This is a genomic window from Stenotrophomonas sp. SrG (assembly GCF_050031795.1).
Lineage (GTDB): Bacteria > Pseudomonadota > Gammaproteobacteria > Xanthomonadales > Xanthomonadaceae > Stenotrophomonas > Stenotrophomonas rhizophila_A.
Genome location: NZ_JBNBBE010000343.1, coordinates 1 through 264 on the forward strand (window position 1 = coordinate 1; position 264 = coordinate 264).

The following is a 264-nucleotide window of genomic DNA, read 5'->3' on the forward strand; positions in this document are numbered from 1 at the left end:
GCTATGGCCAGTTCCGCCCGCGCGAAGACAACACCAGCGCGCAGGGCCGCACCCGCAACCGCCGGGTGCTGGTCATCATCCTGGCCGACACCGCGCCGGGCACGGACCCGCTGGGCCCGCAGCTCACCGCCGAAACCGGCAGCGCGCCGGCGCCGGCCACGCCCGCCCCCGGTTCCCCCCTCGCCCCGGGGGCGCGGCCCCCGGGGCCGGCCGGCCGCCGCGGGGGCGCCGCCGGGCCCCCCGCCCGCGGGGGCTGATACACAG

At 82.2% G+C, this 264-nt stretch carries 1 pseudogene; it reads left to right on the forward strand.

Features of this window, described 5'->3' with window-relative positions:
- Positions 1 to 257, forward strand: a pseudogene (locus tag ACQG3P_RS20045) (flagellar motor protein MotD); the annotation flags it as partial.
- Between the last annotated feature and the right edge of the window lie 7 nt (positions 258 to 264).